Annotated in this window: 17 protein-coding genes; 6 read left to right on the top strand and 11 right to left on the bottom strand. The window is 44.2% G+C overall.

The genetic code is table 11. From position 1 onward, the window contains the following. Positions 1 to 228: 228 nt before the first annotated feature. The 4 genes from KUV50_RS03000 to KUV50_RS03015 are packed head-to-tail and all read right to left on the bottom strand — an operon-like array spanning position 229 to position 2471. On the bottom strand, positions 229 to 1002 hold the full coding sequence (locus KUV50_RS03000; protein ID WP_222578611.1) for an enoyl-CoA hydratase/isomerase family protein: 774 nt from the start codon (positions 1000 to 1002) through the stop codon (positions 229 to 231). A gap of 7 nt (positions 1003 to 1009) precedes the next feature. After that, the gene (locus KUV50_RS03005; protein ID WP_222578612.1) at positions 1010 to 1486 is read right to left on the bottom strand and encodes a DUF4252 domain-containing protein; all 477 of its coding nucleotides are present in this window, start codon (positions 1484 to 1486) and stop codon (positions 1010 to 1012) included. Between the two features lie 18 nt (positions 1487 to 1504). Next, positions 1505 to 1969 (bottom strand): hypothetical protein, encoded by a 465-nt coding sequence (locus KUV50_RS03010; RefSeq protein WP_222578613.1) that lies wholly within the window; start codon positions 1967 to 1969, stop codon positions 1505 to 1507. Between the two features lies 1 nt (position 1970). Beyond that, positions 1971 to 2471 (bottom strand): RNA polymerase sigma factor, encoded by a 501-nt coding sequence (locus KUV50_RS03015; RefSeq protein ID WP_222578614.1) that lies wholly within the window; start codon positions 2469 to 2471, stop codon positions 1971 to 1973. A gap of 57 nt (positions 2472 to 2528) precedes the next feature. Here KUV50_RS03015 and KUV50_RS03020 point away from each other — a divergent pair, with 57 nt between their 5' ends. Continuing rightward, positions 2529 to 4229 carry an LptF/LptG family permease gene (locus tag KUV50_RS03020; protein ID WP_222578615.1) on the top strand — a complete coding sequence of 567 codons (1701 nt, stop codon included), beginning with the start codon at positions 2529 to 2531 and terminating at the stop codon, positions 4227 to 4229. 266 nt (positions 4230 to 4495) lie between these two features. Here KUV50_RS03020 and KUV50_RS03025 read toward each other — a convergent pair whose 3' ends face one another. The 4 genes from KUV50_RS03025 to KUV50_RS03040 all read right to left on the bottom strand — a co-directional run bounded on the left by KUV50_RS03025 (position 4496) and on the right by KUV50_RS03040 (position 12109). After that, a complete protein-coding gene (locus KUV50_RS03025; protein ID WP_222578616.1) occupies positions 4496 to 5032 on the bottom strand; it encodes a hypothetical protein in 537 nt (178 codons plus the stop codon). Positions 5033 to 5038: 6 nt separating this feature from the next. Further along, entirely contained in the window at positions 5039 to 6700 is a 1662-nt protein-coding gene (locus KUV50_RS03030; RefSeq protein ID WP_222578617.1) for a hypothetical protein, read from the bottom strand. A gap of 64 nt (positions 6701 to 6764) precedes the next feature. After that, positions 6765 to 9896 (bottom strand): tetratricopeptide repeat protein, encoded by a 3132-nt coding sequence (locus KUV50_RS03035; RefSeq protein ID WP_222578618.1) that lies wholly within the window; start codon positions 9894 to 9896, stop codon positions 6765 to 6767. A 767-nt stretch (positions 9897 to 10663) separates the two neighbouring features. After that, positions 10664 to 12109 (bottom strand): acetyl/propionyl/methylcrotonyl-CoA carboxylase subunit alpha, encoded by a 1446-nt coding sequence (locus KUV50_RS03040; RefSeq protein WP_222578619.1) that lies wholly within the window; start codon positions 12107 to 12109, stop codon positions 10664 to 10666. Between the two features lie 256 nt (positions 12110 to 12365). Between KUV50_RS03040 and KUV50_RS03045 the strand changes: the two genes are divergently transcribed. The 4 genes from KUV50_RS03045 (at position 12366) to KUV50_RS03060 (ending at position 21900) form a co-directional block, all read left to right on the top strand. Further along, complete coding sequence (locus tag KUV50_RS03045; protein ID WP_222578620.1) at positions 12366 to 12752, top strand: DUF983 domain-containing protein; 387 nt, start codon at positions 12366 to 12368, stop codon at positions 12750 to 12752. A gap of 10 nt (positions 12753 to 12762) precedes the next feature. Continuing rightward, the gene (locus KUV50_RS03050) at positions 12763 to 13815 is read left to right on the top strand and encodes an NAD(P)/FAD-dependent oxidoreductase (RefSeq protein ID WP_222578621.1); all 1053 of its coding nucleotides are present in this window, start codon (positions 12763 to 12765) and stop codon (positions 13813 to 13815) included. Between the two features lie 320 nt (positions 13816 to 14135). Continuing rightward, positions 14136 to 19967, top strand: coding sequence for an MG2 domain-containing protein (locus tag KUV50_RS03055; RefSeq protein ID WP_222578622.1), 5832 nt, complete (start codon positions 14136 to 14138; stop codon positions 19965 to 19967). Positions 19968 to 20637: 670 nt separating this feature from the next. Further along, on the top strand, positions 20638 to 21900 hold the full coding sequence (locus tag KUV50_RS03060; RefSeq protein WP_222578623.1) for an arginine deiminase family protein: 1263 nt from the start codon (positions 20638 to 20640) through the stop codon (positions 21898 to 21900). Between the two features lie 61 nt (positions 21901 to 21961). Here the strand turns inward: KUV50_RS03060 and ychF are convergent, their stop codons facing one another. Further along, the gene (ychF, locus tag KUV50_RS03065) at positions 21962 to 23059 is read right to left on the bottom strand and encodes a redox-regulated ATPase YchF (RefSeq protein WP_222578624.1); all 1098 of its coding nucleotides are present in this window, start codon (positions 23057 to 23059) and stop codon (positions 21962 to 21964) included. A gap of 102 nt (positions 23060 to 23161) precedes the next feature. Between ychF and KUV50_RS03070 the strand changes: the two genes are divergently transcribed. Further along, on the top strand, positions 23162 to 23761 hold the full coding sequence (locus KUV50_RS03070) for an ACP phosphodiesterase (RefSeq protein ID WP_222578625.1): 600 nt from the start codon (positions 23162 to 23164) through the stop codon (positions 23759 to 23761). A 300-nt stretch (positions 23762 to 24061) separates the two neighbouring features. Here the strand turns inward: KUV50_RS03070 and KUV50_RS03075 are convergent, their stop codons facing one another. Both KUV50_RS03075 and ubiE read right to left on the bottom strand, forming a co-directional pair. Beyond that, positions 24062 to 24769: an outer membrane beta-barrel protein gene (locus KUV50_RS03075; protein WP_222578626.1), complete on the bottom strand. Its 708-nt coding sequence runs from the start codon at positions 24767 to 24769 to the stop codon at positions 24062 to 24064. After that, positions 24742 to 25485: a bifunctional demethylmenaquinone methyltransferase/2-methoxy-6-polyprenyl-1,4-benzoquinol methylase UbiE gene (gene ubiE / locus KUV50_RS03080; RefSeq protein WP_261394974.1), complete on the bottom strand. Its 744-nt coding sequence runs from the start codon at positions 25483 to 25485 to the stop codon at positions 24742 to 24744. The genes KUV50_RS03075 and ubiE overlap by 28 nt, the downstream gene beginning before the upstream one ends. Positions 25486 to 25494 lie beyond the last annotated feature (9 nt).

A 25494-nucleotide genomic window follows, 5' to 3' on the forward strand; every position in this document is an offset into this window, starting at 1 on the left:
TTTTACATTAGTATGCGGATAACTCTTTCATTCCTGAAATAATCCGGCTGAAATTATCGGCAGCTAAAGCAGCCGTTACTAGGGGTGTAGTGGGTTTTGACAACTTTGGTGGAGTGTCATTGGTAAGGCACTTAACTCCTAACGCCTAACTCCTAACCCCTTATAGCGCAGCGCCCTAACACCTAACCCCTTATAGCGCAGCGTCCTAACCCCTAACTCCTAACCCCCTTACTCAAACTCCGGTTTACGTTTTTCGATAAATGCGGTCATGCCCTCTTTGGCATTGTCGGATTGAAGCAGCTTGGCAAAAGCTTCCCGTTCATAACGAAATCCATCCTCGGCCTGCTCGTGATCGAGCGTGGCTTTTAATATTTTCCCTACCGAGGTCGGTGCATTTTTTGTCATCTTTTTGATGACTTCTATGGATTTTTGAACTTCAAATCCAGGCGTGGTGACATAGCTCACAATACCGAGTTCTTTGGCATACGTGGCATGGATCATCTCACCGGAGCACATGAGTTCGATGGCCTTGGCCCGTCCAATAATCCGGGGTAATCGTTGGGTTCCCCCATATCCCGGGATTAATCCAAGCGTACTTTCAGGCAATCCCATCTGTGCGACGGTATCAGCCACCCGGATGTGACACGCCAGAGCCAGCTCAAATCCGCCGCCCAACGCATAACCATTGATAGCAGCTATGACTGGTATGCTGCATTCCTCGATTAGATTAAATGTGGTGTGCCCATCCTTTGAAATCATGTACGCATCATCTACGTTCAGCGTCATTAATTCTTTGATATCGGCACCTGCCGCAAATGCTTTAGAACCGCTACCGGTAATGACCACCCCTTTGTACCCCTTTTCATTGCTTTTCAGTTCTTCAAATAGTTGGCGCAACTCAGCAACCATTTCATGGTTTAGTGCATTGAGGTGATCTTCACGTGACAGTCTGATGATCAAGATATTACTTTCAATCCGATTGTCCAAATACTTATATTCCATGATAAAATTATTTGTTCAGGGTATTGCTGAGTTTCGTTAATTGGTCGATCGACAGATTCCCAAGTATCTGCATTAATACAAAGTTATTGGTATCTCCGCGAAGCATTACGACTTCTTTGAGTTTTTCCTTTCCGTCACTCTTACCATAAATTTTGACATTTTCCCCTTTCTCCTTGATGGTCATCATTTCCTGTAAACCTTGATTTGTGATGGTTGTCAGGGCTTCGTTGTAATAAGGCTGTCCCCCGGATTCCTTCGTTAGAATTTTCAAACCGGTAATATTATCCAGGATGGCTTTGACATCCGGATCTATGTTTTCAATATCCATGCCTGATATTACCTGAAACATACTCGCACTGATGCTTACAACCGTAAAGCTGTTGTCATCCTGGTATTTCTGAAAATAGGCGTCCATGCTACCAGTTTGTGCAACGAGTGTATTCATTCCTACGATTAGCAGGCACATACTCAAAAAAGTCTTCATAGTTTTATATTAATTTATTTAAAATACGTTGAGATATTTATTGAAGTTATCAAATTCTTTCATTTGGTCGAGCGCAAGCGTACGCCCCCTGTTTAATTCTCCCGACAACAATTCCAAAGCTTGTGCTGCATTTTGCGCTGCAATTTCCGGATCATCGTACGTGTCTGCCGGAGCGGTTACCGGCGATTGATTGAAAAACAATAAGGTCACCACCAGAATCGCCACTGACGCTGCCACAGCCATCCAACGCATAGAAATAATTCGTGCGTTGGGTTGCTTTGACGGCGCAGCCGGATTTTGAAAATCGGGAACAACGGTATGTTCTTTTTGCAACTCATAATAGTCAAAAAGTGTACTCAAATACTTAAGATCAGCCGGAACATCTTGACCGCGCAATGCTGTTTTCAATTGTTCTTCCTCCTGTCTGGTTGACTCTGCATTTATATATTTTTGAACTAATGTGTCCATATCATTGCGTGTCATATCATAATTTGTTTTTCAATTTGTCTCGTAATTCCAATCGGCCTCGGTGAAGATTTACTTTCACTTGTGCCATGGTCAGATCCGTCATATCTGCTATTTCCTGATAGGTATGCCCTTCAATATCGCGCAACTGTATCACCATGCGTTGGATTTCATTGAGTGTTCCGATCGCTTTGTGAATGATGCATTCGACATCCATACTAATGACCCGCTGAACTGGATTCGCACTGTCAGCAGGGGTGTCATACCCTTCCGGTATGGTATACAGCTGATTGTTTTTACTTTTTAATTTGTCCAGTGATAGATTTTTTGTCATCGTATATATCATGGCATTCATATTGCGCCATTTTTCCCAGTCTTCTCGTTTATCCCATACTTTAATGAGTATTTCCTGAACTACATCCTCTGCAATATCGTTCTTACGAACAATGCTCAAAGAAAAACGATATAACTTGTCGCGAAGCGGAAACACATCTTCGTTAAAAACTTGATGGTAATTCATTACATTGATTTGACGAATTATCTGTTATTTTTGTTACAAAAATAAGACAAACATTCATTGAAAAAATTAGACCGACTCATATTATTTGAAATTCTACCCGTTTTCATCGTTTCATTCCTGATCTCGGCTTTTGTGTTGATGATGCAATTTATGTTTTTGTACATCGACGATATTGCCGGAAAAGGGGTAGGGATACTTGTCATCATGGAATTCATTTTCTATTTGACATTGACATTTATACCGCTCGCTCTGCCCATCAGTGTCCTCATAGCCAGTGTGATGGTGTATGGTGCCTTGGGAGAACGGTATGAACTGGCTTCCATTAAATCTGCTGGGATTTCGTACCAACGTATGCTAGCGCCCACACTCGTCTTTTCCGTATTTGTCGCTTTGTTTTCATTTATCGCCTCCGAATATATCATTCCTGTCGCCAATGTCAAAGCTCGGAGCCGATTGTTTGATATGTCGACCAAAAAACCGACGCTCAACATCAAAGAAGGAATCTTTAATAATGACTTTGAAGGGTATGGAATCCGGGTCGGCGAAAAAGACGCCGACGGGAGCCACATCCGGGATATCATACTGTATGATTATAGTTCCAACTACAAAGGGAGTTCAAGTATTATTATAGCCGAAAAAGGCCAAATGGTTATTACCCCGGATGAAAGCGCTTTTGTTATGGTGCTGGAAAATGGAAGACAATACCAGGAGGTGAAACGGTACAACCGTGGCCAGGCCGCTAACGAACCCTTTATGGTGACCCATTTCAACAAATATCAAAAAGCTTTTGATCTGTCGGATTTTCAACTGCAAAGTACCAATGAAAATTATTTTAAGAACCATGAATCGACGATGAATACGGCGCAGCTTCGTTCCACCATAGATTCTACGAAGACGCGGCTGAACAATCTTCAGGACCGGGTCGATCTTGAGATGTCCTATGAGCTGCCCTTTATACGCTCTGCCATTCTGGAAAAAAGAGAACAGGAAAAGCAAAGAGAAAAAGACAGTCTCGCTCAAGTGGAAAAAGACAGTTTGCTGCTGGATTCGGTGCAGCTGGATACGGACACCACGATCGCTGCCATGGATTCCGTGGATACCGATGAACCGGAGGAAGATACCGTCGAATTACTGACCAAGTCATCGACCATCATCAATCCAAACCGGACAATTGATGTATCCGGAGAAGAAGGGATGAAGGCTTACGATGCTTTTTCATGGAAACACCTGACTCCGACCTATCTGGCCAGCTTGCCGTCGGACAGTCTGTTGATGGAGGTTATCCCGGGGGTCAATAAGTCGGATATGGTTAGTTCACTGCGGAGTAATCTCCAGTCAATGAAAGATCAAATCTCTTATCGCTCCAAACAGATGGATTCTGATCACCGTAAAATAATTAAATCGACGTATGAACTACACTTCAAGTTTGCCTTGGCTATTTCCTGCATCCTGTTTGTTTTGGTGGGTGGCGCCATGGGTTCCATCGTACGAAAAGGAGGTTTCGGTTATTCTCTGCTGATATCCATTGTCTTTTTTGTGGCTTTTATCATGATGACCATTTTATTTCGAAAAACTTCTGAGGGAGGACGGATCTCGCCGGTACTAGCGGCCTATCTACCTGTGCTCATCTTGCTTCCTATCGGTGTTTTCCTGGTGTATAAAGCGGTTAAAGATTCCAAAATGGCGTTGGACGTGGATCGAATACGAGCCTGGGTCCTCAAGTTTGTGAACAGAAGAAAGATGCAAAAAGAAATGTAGGATTTATAATCCATTGAGTAGATTACTGTTGGTCAATGGTATAATTTGCCACCACAAAATAGCTGACATCATTGGTTGTGTGTCGATCTTGTTGCGTTTGACAGGTGTATTCATACGGATGAAGTTTCCACCCAAAGTAGTTGAAAAAGGGGTAGCTATTTGTGTATGTCGAGAGCTCCTGCTCGCGGAAAAGTCTCATCCAAAGTAGTTGTAAAAAGGTTAGCTACTGGCTGAGGCCGAAACAGCTAATGCATGATTATACCATGTCAAATCACCAAACCATTCTCCTGAAAGGGTTTATTAAATCCAATGGTTTGGGGTAGATCATCGTCATAGTCTTCCCACTCGATGATTTCTGTGAGAAAGGTATCCAGATACCGAAGCATAAATTCGTCTGTCAATTCTTCTGGACGGATAATTTCCAGGGTTTTTGGTTGCTTGGGTTTGGCGACCTCTTCGATGTGCGGGTAGGCAATCATCACGATAATCTTTCCATTGTACAGTTGTTGGAAGACCAGCATACCATTGCTTTTGTAGAGTTGTTTTCGGAACTGATCACTGACGGGTTCAAAAATCCCGCTGGGTTCTACACCCAGTGTAAATATGACGGATTCCAGATTTTTTAAGTTATTGCGTATTTCAATATCCCCGGCAATGTCGGTCTCATCAATAAAGGATTGAATAAAATCACGAATTTTCTGCTTGATAGAAGTGTCCCAGGCTTTTCTATAGGATTGGGTGTTAGCAAGAATCTGCTCGTATTTTTCTACTTTTGTGGATAGCGCGCTGAAATCTGTAGCCATAAATGTTTATTTAAATCGAACTGAGATCCCGGCCAGAACATTGAGACCAAGACCTTCGTAATCCTGCCAGCGAATATACCGGCTGTCGGCTAAGTTATTCAATTGTATAAAAGCACCAAAATTATCCGTGAAAAGATACTCGCCATTCAAGTTAATATCAAAAACGGCGTTGGGTTTTTCAAATTCATTTTCAGGATACTTGACGGCTGTCAGAAAACTAAAGTCTGCACCAAGGTTCAGCCGACCTTCCAGCATGCTGTATTTCCCGCCGAGTTGTACTTTGGTCGAAGGGATGTAATAGGCTTCCGGTAAGACGTCCATTTCATAGTGATCATAGCGAATCAGTGTGTACAGATTCAGATTGTCCAATAAGGGCATGCTCACCGAAAGCTCACCATATATGTTTTGCGCATCGTCAAAGACAGGAGCGTACAGCAGAAAGTGAGGCTCCAGGGGATTAATCGGTGGATCAAGCTGAAATATGGGCAGGTCCTTGCGAAGGCGATAGCCACCCTGCAGATTGTAAGTGATGGCACTGATGGTACCTTTGACCCCGCCATAATAATGGTTGGTGTTTGTGATCTGCAGGCTGTCCATGGTGTGTGCCATAAATGGATTCTCCGTGATCAGGCTTCGAAGTGAATTGATCTGATAACCACCGTCTGCTCCGATAAACGCATGCAGCCGGTTGGGGAGAATTCCGTATTCTATTTCTGCATCGGGTTTGATACTGGCATCATCGCCTGACGAAAGAACATAGACACCACCGCTCAAACGAAATCGGCCGGTGGAGTAGGAAAGCACGGGGTTGAGTTCAAAATAATTTTGTTTGATTTTCTTGATTTCTTCGTAGCTGTCATTGTAACTGGCCAATCCAACTTCCAGCAAAACAGATTCGCCAAAGCTTTTGGATACCTTTCCCTGGATGTTGAAGGTGTGGTTTTTTTGTGCGAAACTGGATTTTAAAAATTTTCCTTCCAGACCAATTTCATAATCGATTCCCAATGCATTTTCTTCATAATTTTTGAGGGAAGCACCAATTGAAAAATCACTGTAACTGACTTTATTTGTCGTTAAACTATCTACATAGACGGGCGGATTATAGTAGTGATACATATCTCGCTGATAGCCGGCAAATCCGTTTAATTTCAGACCAAGATCGGTGTACCAATTCATATCCCCCTTGACATTGGCGTTCATCACTTTCCGGTTTTCTATTTTGCCGTCATTGAGCCCACGCAGATCTGCATACACATTCGCATTGCGATCTCGATCCAGATCAAACCGATATCCAAATTGTCCCAAATAGTTTAATGGCCATCCGGCACCGGCTTTTAAAAATCCGCGATAAGCCTCCGGCCCTTTTCCGGTTCGGTATCCACGTGGCTTGATTACCGGCGGATCGTACGATATAGATTCCTGATGGTCGATCACGTCATAGTCAAAATTGTGGGGCAAAGGTTTGACCACTACTTCGCCGGGTTCCACCGGTATTCGCTGCGATTCTATGAGCCGGGCTTCAAATTGCTTAACGACCTCAACTTCACTGGTCGGTAGATCCCCTTGGGCATACATGGCTGGTGCACAAACGGAAACAATAAAAAGGAGTCCGAAGATTGCGGAAAGCTTCCGATTGCGGCCAATTTGTTGATGATAGTGGGTCTTCATGAAATGAAACGATATTGATTGAGCGAATTGATTTGGGTGATTCATGGTGTTGTTCTTCTCTGTACTATTGATTTCCATAATCCAATTCCAGTTCTCCGTTTTGCGGACTTTTTTCGATCCGACTGGATTTTGCTTCGAGGTCTTTGATCTCGGCATGCAGGGCATTGGCCTCTGCTATGATCTCCGGGTCACCGGGGAAATTGTCTATGACGGCTTCCACCGCCGCTTTGGCGTTGAATAGATCGTCCTGTTTGATGAGTATGCGGGCATTGAGGAGCAAACTCTTAGCTACCCACTGCGGATAGGCTCCGTTTTGGGTATAAGCTTCTTTGACCTTTACCGCAGCCTCTGTCAAATTATTGTTTTCGTACAAGATGCGTGCAATAAGAAATCTGGACTCTGCCGTCTGTTCGTTGTTGGAATGACCGACGACAAACTCCAGATCACGCAACGCTTCTGCAGAATTTCCGGCTTGAATTTTTGATTTTGCTAGTGTGAAATAAGCCAGGCTGCGTTGTTGGTCGTTTGCTAGCGGATTGTCTTTGACCTTATCTGCAAATTTTAATATAGCCGCCTGATCCTTTATTTTAAAAGCAGAATTCAGTGCATTGACCTGCGCTTTAAAGCGTTCCTCTTCATCAGTTACCAAGGTTTCATAGAGTGCATAGTATTTTAGTGCTCGTGTGAAATCTTCCTGGTCATTGAAGGCAATAATAGCGGCTTTGCGGACAGCGTCTCTGTAGTACGAGCTGTTCCCTCGCTGGATCACATTTTCATAATCCGAAAGCGCAGCATCAAACCGTTTGAGGAGAACATTGGATTCTGCCCGGTTGTAGTAAGCATCCAGGGCGTAAAATCCCTTGGGGTATCGGTTGAGGTACTCTCCAAATGCAGTGACTGCTTTTTCATATTCTCCATTGTTGTAATAGCTTCCGGCCACGCTGTACTGAAGTGAATCTTTCTGGCGCTGCCCGACCTTCATACCTGGAATAGACTCGAGAACTTGAAAATACGCATCCGGATTGCCCCGGTCGATGACATAGATTTCTTCGATGGCTGCCAGCGCATTGGTCGACTCCTGGCTGGTTGGATTGTTGGACAGGATTTGTCGATAATAATTCAGAGCCTGATCACTGTTGCCCAGGTTGTATTCGATCAGCCCCAGTTTGAAATACGCTTTGTTGATGAGTTCGCTTTTGCCTTTGTACTTTTGCACCAGAACCTGAAGGGGATTTCGTGCTTGTGCCATCTGATTGGACTGAATTAACGCATCTGCTTTTTCTAGTAAGGCAATATCGGCGTATTTTGAACTGGGTGCTTCCTGCACCAATCGGTCGAGGACCGTTGTCTGCCGGGATGTGTTTCCTTGCAGAGCAAGAATCTGGGCATATTGATAAAGCGCATAGTCATAACCGGAAACTTTCTCATTTGCAGCTTTTTGATACCATTCGGAGGCCTGGTTGTACCGGGACATTTGAAAATAATTATCTCCAATTCGAATATAGGCATCCCCCATGATGTCATTCAATCGCTTTTTGTCCGTGGGGTCCTGGAACGAGATCCTCCGTCCTTCATTGATGCTGTTTTGGAGTGCCTTGACCGCCATTTGATGTTCTCCACTCCGGATGTAATTATATCCCTGGATGTACGAAGCAAATGCCGGATTGACCTGTGTATGCGTGGATTGATTTGCTTTTGCCAGGGCCAGGTATTTATTGAGCGCTGCTTCGCTTTCCGGATAGTTTTTCTTTCGATTTAGTATTTCACCAATCCAGAAGTATGCTTCTGCCTGCATTTCAATCGATGCGGCATATTTCAGGCTTTTATTAAAATGGATCAACGCCTCATCGAGTTTGTTTTCTTTCAGATCCAGGTTGGCTTGGCGCAGGGTAACCTTTTGATACGCCGTTTTCAGGTCGGGAGAAAGGTCATTGATGGATTCCAAAATCTCGATGGATTTTTTATAGTTGTTGGTGTTAACCAGGACATCAGCCATATATCGCTGTGCCTCGTTGTAGTATTTTGAGGTAGCCAGGAATTTGGAGAATGCATTGATGGCATCAATGTCGTAATCCAATTCTGCCGAGAGCTTTGCGTAGTTGAACAGGGCGTTCTCACGCAACGGCATGTTCTCCGGATACTGAACCACATTGTAGAATGCGTTTCGGGCAGAAGCTTTGTTCCCGGATTGAAGGTAGGATTCAGCGAGGTAATACATGGCCGTTTGGCCCATATCGCTCTTCTCATTGCTGAGCTCGCGGAAATTGGGGATGGCTTTTTCATAGTCCCCGTTTTTATACTGTACATACGCTAACTGATAAAAATCCTCGGCTCGCATGGTGCCGGAGTTGGATTCGTATTCCTCCAGGTACGGCTGTGCATTTTTAAAATCACCAAGTTCAAAATAGCTTTGTCCGATCAGGTGATTGATTTCTTTTTGATTTTGAATTCCACTTTCCTTGGCATAGGGAACCGCATAGCTGATTAATTTTTGATAATCGCCGTTGGAAAAATAGATCTGTGTCAGGTAGTAGGGGATGAGTCGCTCATAGGTCTTATCCTGCTGCGCAATTTGCCACGACCGTATCGCGGTGTCATAATCGCCTTCAAAATAAGCAGCCATGCCATAGTAATAGTTTAAGTCATGATAATAGGTCCCCCGTACGTTTTTACCCGATTGAAAAACCTCCATGGCATCTTCAAATTCTTTTTTTACAAAATGACTATAGCCCAACTTAAAAGCCACTTCGCCAGCCTGGTCGGCAGGTAGAGTACCCTGACCGATCCGGTTGTAGTATTTGATCGCCAAATCATACTTCCGGCTGCGGAAATAGTAGTCCGCCAGATTGTACAACGCTTCATTAGCCTGTGGATCAGGCTGGTATTTGTCAATAAAATTGACCAGCATTTCTTCGCCGTCCGGATCTTCATTGTAGAGCGTGGATTGGGCTTTCAAGAGCTCAGCATGAACTCGAATATTACGGAACTCCGATTGATACACCTTGTTGTTCTCTTCTAAAAACTCGTCAATGACCGGTATGACCTGTGCAAAATTGTTCTTTTGATAGAGCTCAACGGCTTGACGGTATTTTTTGAATTCATCCTGATCCTTGTAGGAGTACTGCCCAAATGAAGATTGGGCGATGAGTAGTAATCCGGTCAGTAAAGGAAATATTCTCAAAAAGTTGACTTTCATTGGATGGTATTTTAACTCTATTGAAAAAGCGTAATCGGGCTGTTTTATTGTATGTAATTGAATCTTATGTAAAGTTTATATGCCGTCCATGGCTTTATAGATGCAATATAGTTATAATATGTTAACTGAATGGAATGTTGGCAGAGGAAAATGGAAAAGAGGGGAGGCCAATAGAATTTAATTAAGATGTGAGCTCTAATGTGCTAGGAACTAAATACCGCGTGGCGCGGCAGGCGATATGTATCACTATAGTAACGGCGAATTCATTCGTCTAGAGTCGGCGGTTAAAACCGCCGGTACGGGGGATACTGCATGTTTATGGTGTTTAGTAAATGATGAGCTACACTGGTTCGCTTTTTTTTGTATTTGAGGTATTTGTAATTGGATAGAAATTTTCATCGTATCCCACCTATGTGCTGATTGATAAGGATGGAAAGATAGCGATGGATAAGGCACCGAGGCCAAGCGGAGAGCAGTTGATAAAAGAGATCCGCAAGCGGTTGGATTGATGGATAATAGAATAAAACACCAAGTTCTAATCAGGATGTACCAGGGTTTAAACACGTGCGGTGAGAACGAGAGATGAGCAGTGCCCGACATCTAAAACACTCAATCTCAGGGTCTGGGTCTCCACCAAGGGTCGGAACCACGCACCATCGAAAGCTCCATTTTTTTTTCTCGACGGCGGGACTGCGGTTTCGAACATTATTTATCTATAAAATTAACCTTTATTCGTTGATCCAAACTTGGCATACCATCAATTTGTGCTACTCCCCCAGCAAATACGCTTCACCCTTTTCCTTCTCCAGCAGCCAATGCGCAAATGCCGCCGCCGTTTCTCCTTTTTCTTTTTCTGCACTTTCCAAGTCTTCTTGTTCCAGATCCGCATAGTAAGTGATGGCATAGTCACCGGATTGGAAGTCCGGTGAACTAAGCACATACTGGCCAAAGGGGATGGTGGTATCAATCCCCGTGACCAGGGTTTTCTTTAACCACTCCTGCATCTTCCGGATACATCGCTCACGATCTTCTGCATGACCGATGATCTTCCCGATCATCGGGTCAAAATACAAGGTGACTTCCTGACCGGCCTCAAACCCCATATCCAATCGGATGGATGGATCCTCCGGAAATCGCATATGATCGATTCTGCCTGGGGACGGCGAGAAGTTATCGAGATAATCTTCCGCGTATAGACGAAGTTCGATGGCATGACCATCGATACGAAGTTCGTCCTGGGAGCGGGGCAGGGGCTTTCCCTCGGCGACCAGAATCTGCCATTTTACCAAATCAGTACCTGTAATTAACTCGGTCACGGGATGTTCGACCTGCAGCCGCGTGTTCATTTCCAGGAAGTAAAAATTCTGATCACGATCCATCAAAAATTCCACGGTTCCACTGCTGAAATAGCCCACTTCTTGCGCCAACCGAATCGCTGCTTTCCCCATTTTTTGCCGCGTCGAACTCCGAATGGTGGCACAAGGAGCCTCCTCGATGACTTTTTGATGCCGGCGTTGAATGCTGCAATCCCGCTCAAACAAATGCACATAATTTCCCTGCTGGTCACCAAACAATTGAATCTCTACGTGCTTGGGATCCTCCAGGTATTTTTCAATAAAAACCTCTTCATCTCCAAACGAAGACTTGGCTTCACTTTTGACGCGGTCATACATTTCCTTCATCTCTTTATCGCTTCGGATGGTACGCATCCCTTTCCCGCCACCCCCGGCTGCGGCTTTGAGCAGCACGGGATAACCGATCGATTGTGCCTCTGACAAGGCTTGATCCAGGGACTGGACTGGCGAAGTATTGCCGGGGATCAGCGGAACATTCGCCGCCAAAGCCAGTTTTTTGGCTCGTATCTTATGCCCCATCGCCTCAATACTTTCTGGGGATGGCCCTATAAATATCAATCCACTATCTTCAACGGCCTTCGCGAATTCAGCATTTTCACTGAGAAAACCATACCCGGGATGGATAGCATCTGCCCCCTGGTCCTGAGCAATCCGGATGATCTTTTGACCATCAAGGTAAGTGTTTGTACTGGATGTCCCCGGAAGATGCACCGACGTGCTAGCTTCCCGAACGTAGGGGAGGGGTTCGTCCGGATCGGCGTATATGGCGATGGTTTCAATGGCCATTTTTGTACAGGTGCGGATGATCCGTCGTGCAATCTCACCTCGATTGGCTATCAGTATTTTCTTTATTTTCATGATAGAGGTAAATATAAAAAACTAATCTCAAAACCCACCTGCATTGGTTTTTTTTGGAAAAGCGCATGAATTTCATCGACTGATTTATTATTTTAGATTTCTTAAAAATAAGCACTCTTCGTCGCGAAGTGACATGTTTTTTCCGACTAACCCGTATATTTGCACGCCACTAAATCCAAGTCCGGAACAATTCGAATTGCAGTTTATTATACCGGATAGAAAAAGGTATTTCTTTCAACCGTAAAGCATATTTAAGATGGAATCAGTCATGGGATTAATAAAGTCAATATTTACTTTAAAGTGCCCGCGCTGTCGCAAAGGGAAATTGTTTGATCAACCTTTCAATTTTTCCAATGCTTTTTCCATGCCATCGCACTGTCCGAAGTGTGGACTCAATTTCTATCGGGAACCCGGGTTTTATTATGGAGCGATGTTTTTCGGATATGTCATCACCTCCGGGCTGTTTCTCGTGATCGGATTGGTCATGACTTTTGGTTTGGGTATGGATGTGAACACTGCATTAATCGTTATTGTAATCCTGGGTGTTTTACTATTTATATATTTTTTTCGTCTGGCTCGGTCGTTGTGGATCCATATGGTGGAAAAATACGATCCGGATGTATTGAATTCAGAAACCTGCTGAATATGCGTTTATGCAAGAAGTAGATGCCATTATAGTGGGAGGTGGTCTGGCGGGCATTCACCTGGCCTTGGCGATGAATCGGAAAGGTTTCAACCCCCTGGTGGTTAATCGGCCGGATGCTCATTCCTCTTCCCGGATTGCTGCCGGCATTATCAATCCCATCACAGGCCGCCGCTTTGCATTAACTTGGTTGTATGAAAAGCTCGAACCGGCATTTTTAGAAGTGTATGAATATTGGCAAAATAAGTGGGAAAGCCGGTTTTTTGGTCCAAAAAATATCTATCGGTCCGTCCCTGACAATAAATTGGTCAATGATCTTGATGCTAAATTAACTTCGCCTGCTTTTGAGACGTATTGCCGTAAAATGACCGAAGCTGAAATCAATGAAAGTAAATCTGTCGTTCAATTTAAAACGCCGGGCTATGTCATGAAAGGCTACCAGCTGGATACCGTGGCATTTCTTGACCAAGCCATTGCTTATCTTACCAAGAAAGGGCAATATATGGAAGCTGATATGGACAAGAAACATTATTCGTTGGCTCAAAATAAATATGAATTCAAAGGGTATCGGACCGATAAGCTGATCTGGGCAACAGGAGCAGCTATTGTGGAGCATCCCCATTTTGCCTGGGTAAAAATGAATCCGAACAAAGGTGAAATTCTGCACTTGAATACGACCCCACCACATTTGGATCACATCGTCAAACAATCCACCTTTTTTGTTCCATTGGCGCAGGATGAAATATGGATAGGTAGTTACAACTCCTGGAATCCGCGTGATAAGACTCCCACCAAAGCAGGATTGGACTACCTGGAATCAAGAGCAAAATTCCTGAATAAACCTTACCAGATTACCGCACATCACGCGGCGATCCGCCCGGCTGTGGAAGATCGCCGGCCTGTGATTGGTGCACATCCGGATAATCCGACCCTGTTTTTGTTCAATGGTTTTGGCTCTAAAGGATCCAGCCTGATTCCGTATTTTGCTGAAAACCTGGTGGAGCATATAACTAACCAAGTGGAGATCTGCCCGGAGGTGAGTGTGTCTAGATATTGGTCGTGATTGAACGAATGTTTCATTAAGATTCCCAAATATTAATCTTTATCCGTTTTGATATTTGAATACTTTAGCTTCTAATAAATATCATTTCTAGTGCTCAAGGAACTAAATAGGTGCCTTACCCATGGACTTTTGTCAAAGCGGGTTAGCTTGGCCACATAGGACAATCCGTGCAGCCCACGCTTCCTCCCGCACGTTGATGCTGACGCTTTATCGCTAGAGTTGGCTTTCCGACCTGGTTGATTATCGTTAATTATCTGTTATTTTGGAGTTTGTTTAGACTTTTGGCGCCTCCCAATTCATCTTACAGGTAAATAACTTATATGACAATCGTCCGGAATTTCTTTATCTTTCTCTTTTTAATATGGTTTTCAACTGCCATAGGACAAACGGATACTTCAGCATTGAACTGGTCTGATAATTATGACGCCGAACTCGCGGAAATCGCCTCGTTGGAACAGCAGGGCCAGAACAGATCAGCTTACCTGAAGGCCGAAAAACTTTTTGACCAGAAGGTCCATGAAAAGAATATTCCCGGCATGGTGGGGTCGCTTAATCTCCTGATCCGGAATATTTACAGGGTCGATGACGAAGCCCTACTCAAGGTTCTGAAAAAAATGGGTTCAACCCAATCCGATCATCCTGTGGTGTCAGCAGTGGTGAATAGTTATCTGGCTGAGCTTCTCACCCAATATTATGAACGAAACCGGTATCAGATCAGTCAGATCACGGCTCAAGAGTCTCTTTCTTGGGACGACGTAAATAGATGGGCTGCACCCCAGATAGAGCATGCGATCGACAGTTTGTATCATAAAAGTGTCAAACCCGAATCACTCAAAGAGATTTCATCGGAGAAGGTAAAACCACTTCTTGACCACAAAAACAAAGAAATACATTTTGAACTGCGACCTCGTTTATATGATTTGCTCCAAGAGCGATTACTGACCTATTTGCAGAATAATCGGTTGAACTGGCACGCACAGCTGAGCCAGTATGATGAATCCATGGTGGATCAATTAACGAAAGAGGATCTTTCAGACTATCTCAAAGCTCCACAGAAGGACACCAGGCTGTATCTCATCATCAAAGCCTATAATCAGTGGGAGCAGTCACTTAAAATGACAAATCATACCGAAGGATATATAGATGTTCTATTGCAGCGTATTAAATATGTGGGTACTAATCTGGATAAGAAATATATCCCTGCTTCTGGATCCCTGCTTCAGGCCCTTATTGACAAATATCCGTCAGTGCGAAACCGGGCGGAAATTTCTTTCACCCGGGCGCACTTCCAATATACGCAAGGGGATTATGTGGCTGCACTCCGGACGCTCGAAACTGCTTTGGACCAAAAGGCCGATGACGCTTATAAAAACAACATCGACCAGATCCATTCTCTGATCAAAACCATTAAGACACCAAGCACATTTATAGAAACCGAAGAGACCTATCCAGATGGCCAACGACCACTCCTCATGATCCATTATCGAAATTTGGATCAGGTTCGTCTGGAATTGTACCCGCTCGATTTGGACGAGTATGTCAAGTGGCGTTTTACCACCGTCCGGCGGGAAATGAGTGATTTCAATTTGACGAGACTAAAAACACCGATCTGGAAAAAGACGGTCGAACTACCGGATGTATCAGACTACAAGGAACACCGCACCGAAACCCTTTTAAACCGGAATCTTAAGAAAGGTGCTTATGCATTGCGGTATTGGCATCGAAGAGATGGTCTGGATATATCCGGGATGGTCTTATTCCAGGTATCAGATCTTACCTTGGTGGGTTCCACACAGGAGCATAACCGGCAGTTGCACGTCTTACACCGGCAGACAGGTAAGAATATTCAGGGCGCCCGGGTAGAATCCATTACTGTGGACCGGCGTAATCAATTTCGAAACTCAGAAATCCGGATTCTTCGTGAACAAGGTTCTGGGATCTTTGTTCCGGACGATAAGGCAATGAATCAGTATTACAAAGTCACCCATGGCGATGATTGTTATATTTCTCCGCTGACTTACCAAAATCATTCCTACCATAGCGCCTATCAACCCTTTCGCCGGACGGTTCTAAAAACAGATCGCGCCGTATATAAACCCGGACAAACGATTCATTTCAAGGCGCTGACCGTATTGGCCCGAAAGCTCGATGCAGAACTTTTAAAAGACCAACCTATAGACATTTCGCTGCGAAATGCAAATGGCAAGGAAGTGTGGCAGAAAACCTACCGGACTGATGAATGGGGAACTGTAACCGGAAGCGTACCCATTCCTGTATCGGGGCTCAAAGGAAGTTGGTCATTACAAGCCTCACCGGCAGGACACGCCAGAATTCAGGTGGAGGATTATCAACGGCCCAACTTTGAAGTAACCGTGCCCGATTCATCCGTTTATCGCCCGGATAGTAACCATGTTGCATTACCCGGAAAAGCCCTAACTTATCATGGGTTTCCGGTTCAGAACGGGCAGGGAGAATTCCGTGTTGAGCTTCAGAGACATCATTGGTTTTATAGTATCCGGCCAAGTCACACAGAAGAATTAATGTCAGGATCATTCCGAACCAATGAAGAGGGAGCTTTTGAAATCACCTTTGAAGGTGTTGATCCTCCAGAAGAGAAATATCGGTATGGGGCATTTTATTTTTATGCTATCCACGTTTCCGTGCAAGCACCTTCCGGAGAGATTCGTGCGGTGATGAAAACCCTTCCACTCGATCCGGATCAGGTGCAGGTACAGTTGAATTACCCTACTTTTCAGGTCCTTGAGGACATGGCTCCATTGCGGTTTTCGGTGAAGAATGCCTGGCAAAAACCCGATAGTGAGCAAGTGGAGATGCGGATCAGCCGATTGGAGGCCCCGGAAAACTACAAAGTCAATCGAGCCTGGTCCATGCCCGATCAACCCATTTTGACCCCAAAAGACTTCCAGAAGCACGTAGACCACTTGTTTTATGATCATTCCGCAAATATGGAGGATTGGGGGGTGAGAAATTCCATTAAAGAATGGTCTCAGCACTTGGAGGATGGGGATTCCCTGGATCTGGTACCACTGATTAAACAACCTGGATACTACCGGGTCATCGCTGTGTCTGCGAAAGGAGACACATTATCCACGGCGTCATTTGGAATAGGGAGCTTGAAAAAGCGGTTCGCCATGGTTCATGATGCTGTAGAGGTCGTGGCGAGCAGTGAAAGCGCTCAACCCGGAGAAACGGTTCGACTGAATTTATTCACACCACCAGAGACCCGTGGAGGGCGAATTGTAATTTCCCGTTCAGATGGATCTTCTGATACATACAATCTGTCAGACCAAAAGTATATAGAAGTAAAAATCAAAGAAAAAGATCGGGGCGGGATCCATGTCCGTTTTTTTGGATATTTGGCCAATCGCTTCTATGAGAAGAGTTTGTTAATAGAGGTACCGTGGAAAAACAAAACGTTGGATATCGGTGGGTTAGATGATCTAGTAAAACTTGAAGTGAATACCGATACAGCTTTGAATATAAGTATAAAGGACTATTTGGGTGAAGGTGTAGAATCTGAAGTAGCCATCGCTATTTACGATGCTTCTCTGGATGCTTATGTGCCGCATGACTGGTCGATGCAACAGCGTTTTTTTCGGGACTTTTCTAACCCGTTGACGATTCATCGAATTGCAGGGACACACGGTGATCGGATTATTTCCCGGAACAATTACTTCGACCATCGAATCTCGATACACCCTCTTATTATTCCTCATTTACCGGGTTTGAACTTCGGGTATGGGGGGCTCCAATATATGCGACGTAATCTGAAGGTGACAGGGATGGTCAGTGCCCCAGCCATGGAGTCTTCTGATGTGGCCGTGGAAGAGTTTTCGATGGACGCTGGTTCCTCTGTCGAGAAGGAGCAAGACTTGGCAGGACCAGAGGATAACGCGGTACACGTTCGAAAAGACTTTTCGGAAACGATCTTATTTCGAGGTAAATTAAAAACGGACTCCAGCGGTCAGATTCGCATACCTTTTCATACCAACGACAAGGCAGGTCGTTGGAAAATAGTGGTTTTTGCGCATACACCGGATTTGAGTTCTGGTGTCGCATCGCATACTTTTGAGACTTTTAAGGACCTTATGCTGGAAAGTTATCTGCCGGGTATGGTCCGTCAGGGAGATCAAATGAATCTTAATTTTACCCTATACAACAATGCAAACAAAGCCATTTCCGGAAAAATTCAGTTTGAGATGCACGCTTTGTTTGATAACGACAAATCGGTATATCAAAAAAATCTTGGGTTTGATTTGAATGCCGGTGCATCTTCCGTTTTATCCATACCTGTTTCCATTGCTTCGGATGAAGTCGGTCCTTTGATTTTTAAGACGCGTGTGGTCGACGATGCTGGTAATGTGTGGGATGCTACCGAAGAGGTGGTGCCGGTGTATCCGGCTTCTGAAACGATCTATGACGGTGATGTGATTGTGCTCAAAGAAGGGGAAAGTTGGTCTGGCGAGGAGATCGCACCTATGCTTGATAATGGGCAAGGAGATGTTACAATTCGTATTGTTCATAATATGTATTCGGAGTTATTGAAGTCCATTCCATATTTGCAAAGTTCCAATCCGGTGACGACGGATCAGTTTTTCCGCAATGGTATTCAGGCGCTCTTAGGACAATACCTGACGGACAAAATTCCTGATTTTGAAATGATCTATCAGGAATGGAAACGAAAAGGAGAGTTGGAAAGCCGGCTGGCTCAAAATGAGGATAAAAAATATGTCAACCTGGAAAACACGCCTTGGGTGCGCCAAAGCGATTCCGGTACGGAGCAAATGGCTTTATTGGGCTTGTTCTTTGATGATTCACATATGAATCAGGTCATCGAAGAAAATATAGCCAAATGGCTTCAAAGTCAAAATAGTGATGGTGGATTCCCCTGGATAAAAGATGGACCATCCAGCTTTTTTATGACAATTCGGTTTCTGAGTCAATGGAATAAACTAAAATGGGCTGGCTTGGCACCGGAATATTTTTCGGGGGAGGATCAAAGGAGAGCACAGGCGTATGTGGATTCAGAATTCCTCCGTCAATGGAAAAAGATGAAGAATGATTCATCGGATTCTACGGTGCATTTTCAGCGATTTATTTCCTATTTTAAAGAACGTGCGCTTGGCTTTGCGGCTCAGGATGATCGCGACGGTTACATGGAAGCCTGGAGCGAACTCAAAGACTCTGTTTATGCCAACTGGCCGGATTATTCACCCGGGTTTCGGGCGGATATTGGGATTGCCGCCTGGCATCTGGGGGATAAAAATGTGAGTCAAAAGATTACAGCGGCGACGGTGGACAATGCGGCCCATGACCAGAAACTTGGTACCTATTGGCGGTATAACAACCGCAGCTATCAAAGCGGCTACCTGGGAGATTTGGCAAAAATTACGGAATTGCTGATTTTAAATGATAATTCCAGTCTGAATCCAGGCATCACGCAATGGGTGTTGGTGAATAAAATGACCAACGACTGGCAACAAAATCCGGATGTGCTGCCTTTGATGCTCAGTCTGTTGAAAATGGATGGCAAATGGACGACGACTTCTAAGTCAACGATCATAAAGGATGGAAAAGAAACCGCCTTGAAGGGTATTGGCGATGCCGGTGAAATTGTTCTTGATGCCAATACATTGGCGACTTTCAGAATCGATCACCGGGAAGGACCGCCCATCTGGTTGGGAATGATCACCCGGAAAGAAGTCCAGCCGGAGGACCAGTTGAAGCAGCGTGGCGACATCTTGAAGATTGAGAAATGGATTGCTGGTATAAAATCCACAGACACGCTCCAGGTGGGTGATCAGGTGACTGTTCGATTGACGGTGAAAGCAGATCGCGACTTGGATTATGTGTATATCAATGACCCCTTGGTACCAGGAATGGATCCCGGGATCAGTTTGAGTGGTTTTCAATGGAAACTAGGATTGTCTTATTATCAAAGTTTTGATGCAGGATCTGCTCAATTTTATATCCAGCACTTACCCAAGGGAGAATATATTCTGGAATATAAACTGGGGGTGGTTCGATCGGGGGTATTTCGTCATCCACACACCAAAATACAATCGTATTTTGTGCCGGAAATTAACGGTTTTGATCAATGGAAACCGGTAATTAAAGTGGATAGTCGATAGTTTGTGGTAAAAAGTTAGTAGGATTCATAAGCTTCCGTTTAGGTTGGAGACGCTGTGGATTGTGAAGCCGGCTTAACCCGCAAAATTCATGGCTTTTGATTTATGCAGATGCAAGGAATGACTGAATATAGTCGGAGTGCAACGCAGACCAAAGATGGTAAATCCATCTTTGATGAGGGAACCAAAATGCCCTCATTTTGGAAGGGTAGCCTCACGAATAGTATTCTATTTCAAGGAGTTAGTAACATGAGCGAATGTAGTCTCATCTCGGCAAGGCAGAGCTGAGACAGAAAGTTCAGTGAACTTTCTATGAGAGAACCGAGGGCTCTGTCCCGAGGATAATGTATGAATCAAAAGTCAAACGTCAGCCAAAATTGGGCTATGTAATATGCCTAATTTTGGAATTTAAGCAATTGATGCACTGTGTATTATGCGTCATAATAGATTGACGTGGTGAATAAAGCGGCTTAAGTATAGAAGTTTAGGAAACATAGCCATCAAGTCCAGTTTCATTTTGGACGAGACAAGTGATGAGGGGAAGGGGCAACGTCGAGTCGCCTACGTACACTCTCAGCTGTCCACACGCTCACACGGTCTTGTCAGGAAAGTCGAGACCACATAGCAGTGTCATTTTTCATATTGCATGATTTAATGCTATATTTACGTCAATATGATCGATATCAGCGTAAATTCAGAAATTCAGCCTTTACAGAAGGTACTTGTTCATTCTCCGGATGAGGGTGTCAGCCGGGTCAGTCCCCAAAGATCTGGCGAACTGCTCTTTGACGATATAGTCGATTATCAGGGGATTCGGGAGGAACATGCTACATTCATTCACTTATTGAAACTTTTGATCGGGGAGGAGCATGTACTCGAAGCGGAAGATATGCTCTGCGAAGCCATCGAACAGGGGAAAAATGTGAAAAATGCTCTGATTCATGACCTTCTCCAATTTGAAGAGTTGCCTGACCGCGTGGGTGAAATCCTGGGTCAATTGTCTGCAAATGAACTGGCGCATTCTGTGATTACAGGTTATCTGGAGAAAGAAGATATCTATTTTCTGGATCCGATCCCCAATTTTATTTTCACCAGAGACATTGCTGCTGTGGTGAAAGATCACTTGATACTGACCCGAGCTGCGCGCAAAGCGCGGTATCGTGAAAATCTGCTCAGTCGATATATTTTCAAGCATCATCCTTTCTTTGAACCATTGAATAAAGCGGGTCGGATCATTGATATGAATGATGTGAATCTGTTCCCACCCTCGAAAATGGGTGAGTCTGTCTCCATGGAAGGGGGTGATATTATGATGATCAATCAGGAATATCTGCTCATCGGAGTCAGTGAACGAACCAACGAATATTCCGTACAGATACTACGGGATGTTCTTTTTGAAAAAGGTCTGGTCGATCATGTGGTACAGGTAAATATTCCGCTCGAGCGTTCGTTTATGCATCTGGATACGATCATGACCTGGATTGATCATGGCATGTTGGTGAATTATAAGCCGGTCATCCAGGAAGGCAGGAGTTCGTATGTGACGCTTTTTCATCGAAAAGGGATGGAGCGGCACTATCCCTCCGTACGGGAATTTGTAATCAATGAAATTAATCAAGATACCCGATTTTTACCCGTTGGAGGGGGCGAGAGTCCATATCAGGAGCGCGAACAGTGGACAGATGGCAGTAATCTGGTTGCCATCAAACCTGGTGTTGCGATCGCTTACGATCGCAATCCCAGGACGGAAGAAATTTTTAGAAATCATGGATTTTCCATCCGACCAGCGAAGGAGGTGATCCAGGAACTGGAAAATGGAACGATAAATGCTGAAGAAATTCGCAATACCATAATCACACTTCCATCCGCAGAATTATCCAGGGCTCGTGGGGGGACGCATTGCATGACCTGTCCGTTGGTTCGCGTGCCCCTCTAGGAAATGGTACAAATGCAACCTGCTTTTGGAGATTATCCCGAGGCTGGAAGCTTTGGCTACTTTACACATTAAACCGGAAATGCATGATGTCTCCATCCTGGACGACATACTCTTTGCCTTCGACAGCCATTTTGCCTGCTTCTTTGACCGCGGCTTCCGAACCGTATTTTATATAATCTTCATACGAAATGACTTCTGCACGAATGAACCCTTCTTCAAAATCAGAGTGAATCACACCGGCGGCCTGGGGAGCTTTCGCGCCCTTGGGGACAGTCCATGCACGAACTTCCTTCACCCCGGCTGTGAAATAAGTGATGAGTTCCAAAAGTTCATAACTGGTTCTTATGAGGCGGTTTACGCCCGGTTCCTGCAGTCCCATTTCTTCCAAAAACATCAACCGTTCTTCCGGATCGTCCAACTGGATGATTTCCGATTCAATTTCGGCAGAAATCAGGATAACACCGGCTTGCTCATCTTTGACGGCCTCTTTGAATTTTTCGGTCATTGCATTTCCACTGATGACGGAGTTTTCATCTACGTTGCAGACATACAGTACTGGTTTGGCGGTCAGTAACATCATGTCATTCATCAATTCCTGCTGGTCTTTGGAAAGTTCAATGGTTCGTGCTGGATGGCCTTCTTCCAATTGCTCTAGGATATATTGGCCAAATTCCAGCTGACGGACAGCTTCTTTATCACCGGATTTAGCATTTTTCTTTAATTTTTCTACGCGTTTTGTGACCGCATCGATATCTTTTAGCAATAATTCGGTATCAATGATTTCTTTGTCCTGAACCGGGTCAATTTTTCCATCGACGTGAATCACGTTGTCGTTCTCAAAACACCGGACGACATGGAGTATGGCATTAACTTCTCGTATGTTGGCCAGAAATTGGTTGCCTAACCCTTCCCCTTGACTGGCTCCTTTGATCAGTCCTGCTATGTCGACGATTTCCACGGTGGTCGGAAGAACGCGTTCCGGATTAACGATTTTTTCCAGTTCATTGAGCCGGTCGTCAGGCACCGTAATGATTCCAACATTGGGGTCTTTGGTGGCGAATGGATAATTCGCTGCCAAAGCTTTTGCTGCAGTTAACGCATTGAACAAAGTTGATTTTCCTACATTGGGTAACCCGACGATGCCGCATTGTAAAGCCATACTGTTATAGTTCTATATAATTTAGAAAGGGCGCAAAGATAGATTTATATCTTTGTAAATCCAATGCCTGGTCCTTGAAGTCACGCAAAAAGTAAATATTATATGAATTATTTGGCTCATCTGTTCTTGTCACGTGATTACCCCGATGCTGTCATCGGAAATTTTCTTGCAGATATGATGACCGCTTCTGAAATAAAACTACATGCAGATATTTTGTACCCAGGGGTTCGATTTCATCGGAAAATAGACTCATTTACCGACCGCCATGAAGTAAACCGGGCTATGAAACGAACGTTGAGACCCTACTTTCATAAATATGCCGGTGTGGCATTGGATCTCTATTATGATTATATACTTTATCAGCAGTGGGATCGGTATTCTGAGAATGATTTTCGCAGTTTCGCCCAACAGCAATATACACAGATTGAAAACCAGATGGCTGTGGTACCTGAACGGTTGAGATCGCGAATCAACAATATGGTGACCGGAGATTTCCTGTATCGATATACCACCATCGAAGGTCAGTTGTTTGCATTTTCTAAAATGATTCAACGCGCCCGTTTCCATACCGGATTTGAAAATGCTGTGGATGTGCTGGAACTGCATAAACAAGAGCTTTCCGAGCATTTTAATCAGTTTTTCCCCGATATGATCGCTGAAGCAGAGAAGCTGAAAGCACAGAAGCTCAAAGGTGAAAGGTGAAAGGTGAAAGGTCAAAGCAGAGAAGCTGAAAGTGCAGAAGCTGAAAGGTGAAAGGAACAAGGAGAAAGGGGGAAGGTGAAAGGTGAAAGCTCAAAGCATAGAAGCAGAAAAGGTCAAAGCTGAAAGTGCAGAAGCTGAAAGCAAACAGGGCTCAAAGCTCAAAGGCACAAGCTAAAAGTGATACACCGAGCGGAATCAAGATGCAGTAAAGGTCAAAGCTCAAAGGCAAATTGGTGGAACGATATAGATTAAGAATGTACCATTCTACATACCGAAATCTAAAATCTAAAATCTTCCCTGTTAGCCTTCGAAGTGAAAAGAAAAGGTCAGCATTTGAGAAAGTGCTTTTTGCAGCAAACCGGCATCTGATTCCTGATTGTTGTTGATGAGTATATTGGAGATCCCTTTGGTGAGTTTGATCTCGGGAGACAAGATAAAATACGGGAAAAAGAATTGCATCCCGATACCACCTTCCAATGAATAATCGGAAGCAGAAACATGGAAGTCTGTATTGATTGACCTGGACTTACTGGAAATATCAAAAGCGTACTTAAATCCCCCAAAAACATATACCCTCATATCTTTGTATGGATGGGATTTATAGCGGACCTGAAAGGGGAGTTCCCCATATACATAATCCAGTTTGAGCGGTTTATCTGTGGGCGATGTATTGTGTTGGTACATCATTTGCATCTGCCCGAATGAAAAACCAGGAAGTAGCCGAAAATCCCAGTAGTCACCTATTTTTAAGTTTCCGATCACCTTAATGTCATACCCGGGACTTGAATAAGATTCGATCAGTGAAATATTCTTTTGATCTTGAAAATCTTCACTATGCAGGACTTTAAGATTGCTTTTGTGCAGACCAAAGGAAATGCCAAAGTAGTAGTTCTTGTGCTGTTTATTCCGGTAGTTGTGCAGTCCATCACCGTGTTGTGCCAATACCATCGTCCCGAAAAAGGAACAACAAAGCAGACCAATTATTTTTTTCCTGAATATATCTGACATATACCTAATGTGAGTTCAGTACATTGAACGCTATTAAAACCAACTTCTTGTAATTTATCCAGGAACTTTTCGCGATCAGGAAAAGCCTGTACGGATTCATATAAGTATTGGTAGGCCTTGGCGTCCCCCGAGCGGATTTTTCCGATAAAAGGAAGAATGTTTTGAAAATAAAAATTATATCCTTGTTTAAAGGGGAAGATTTTGGGCTTGGAAAACTCCAGTATATAAATATGTCCGCCTGGTCGCAATACGCGATGCATTTCGGATAACCCTTTTTGAAGATTTTCAAAGTTTCGAACACCAAAGGAGGCTGTGACGACGTCGTAGGTCTCATTCTTCATAGAAAGGTTTTCAGCGTCTTCTACAGATAGCTTGATCCGGTCCTCCATTTTTTCCCGACGGACTTTTTTCTCGGCCACATCAAGCATTTTCCGAGAAATGTCCACGCCATCAATGAGAACATTCTTATCTTTGTGTCCGAGCGTGATCGCCACGTCACCCGTACCTGTAGCTACATCAAGAATATTTTTTGGAGAATGGACGAGTATTTGACTGGTGAGCTTGTTTCTCCATTTGACATCAAATCGTGCCGACAGCAGTCTGTTGAGAAAATCATAGCCACCGGCAATATTGTCAAACATGCGGGTGACTTGTTCTTTTTTGCCTGCTGAATCTTCCTCGTAAGGCTTGATTTTTTCCCGTTTAGGATCGGTCATAGTAATGTG

This window comes from Membranihabitans marinus (assembly GCF_019802045.1).
Classification (GTDB): Bacteria; Bacteroidota; Bacteroidia; order Chitinophagales; family Saprospiraceae; genus Membranihabitans; species Membranihabitans marinus_A.

Bases quoted from the DNA above. Each gene is read 5' to 3' on its own strand.
- KUV50_RS03030 (WP_222578617.1), bottom strand. From the start codon at position 6,700: ATGAAGACCCACTATCATCAACAAATTGGCCGCAATCGGAAGCTTTCC.
- KUV50_RS03050 (WP_222578621.1), top strand. From the start codon at position 12,763: ATGCAAGAAGTAGATGCCATTATAGTGGGAGGTGGTCTGGCGGGCATT.
- KUV50_RS03015 (WP_222578614.1), bottom strand. From the start codon at position 2,471: ATGAATTACCATCAAGTTTTTAACGAAGATGTGTTTCCGCTTCGCGAC.
- ubiE (WP_261394974.1), bottom strand. From the start codon at position 25,485: ATGACCGATCCTAAACGGGAAAAAATCAAGCCTTACGAGGAAGATTCA.
- KUV50_RS03060 (WP_222578623.1), top strand. From the start codon at position 20,638: ATGATCGATATCAGCGTAAATTCAGAAATTCAGCCTTTACAGAAGGTA.
- KUV50_RS03055 (WP_222578622.1), top strand. From the start codon at position 14,136: ATGACAATCGTCCGGAATTTCTTTATCTTTCTCTTTTTAATATGGTTT.
- KUV50_RS03075 (WP_222578626.1), bottom strand. From the start codon at position 24,769: ATGTCAGATATATTCAGGAAAAAAATAATTGGTCTGCTTTGTTGTTCC.
- KUV50_RS03025 (WP_222578616.1), bottom strand. From the start codon at position 5,032: ATGGCTACAGATTTCAGCGCGCTATCCACAAAAGTAGAAAAATACGAG.
- KUV50_RS03070 (WP_222578625.1), top strand. From the start codon at position 23,162: ATGAATTATTTGGCTCATCTGTTCTTGTCACGTGATTACCCCGATGCT.
- KUV50_RS03000 (WP_222578611.1), bottom strand. From the start codon at position 1,002: ATGGAATATAAGTATTTGGACAATCGGATTGAAAGTAATATCTTGATC.
- ychF (WP_222578624.1), bottom strand. From the start codon at position 23,059: ATGGCTTTACAATGCGGCATCGTCGGGTTACCCAATGTAGGAAAATCA.
- KUV50_RS03045 (WP_222578620.1), top strand. From the start codon at position 12,366: ATGGAATCAGTCATGGGATTAATAAAGTCAATATTTACTTTAAAGTGC.
- KUV50_RS03040 (WP_222578619.1), bottom strand. From the start codon at position 12,109: ATGAAAATAAAGAAAATACTGATAGCCAATCGAGGTGAGATTGCACGA.
- KUV50_RS03035 (WP_222578618.1), bottom strand. From the start codon at position 9,896: ATGAAAGTCAACTTTTTGAGAATATTTCCTTTACTGACCGGATTACTA.
- KUV50_RS03005 (WP_222578612.1), bottom strand. From the start codon at position 1,486: ATGAAGACTTTTTTGAGTATGTGCCTGCTAATCGTAGGAATGAATACA.
- KUV50_RS03010 (WP_222578613.1), bottom strand. From the start codon at position 1,969: ATGACACGCAATGATATGGACACATTAGTTCAAAAATATATAAATGCA.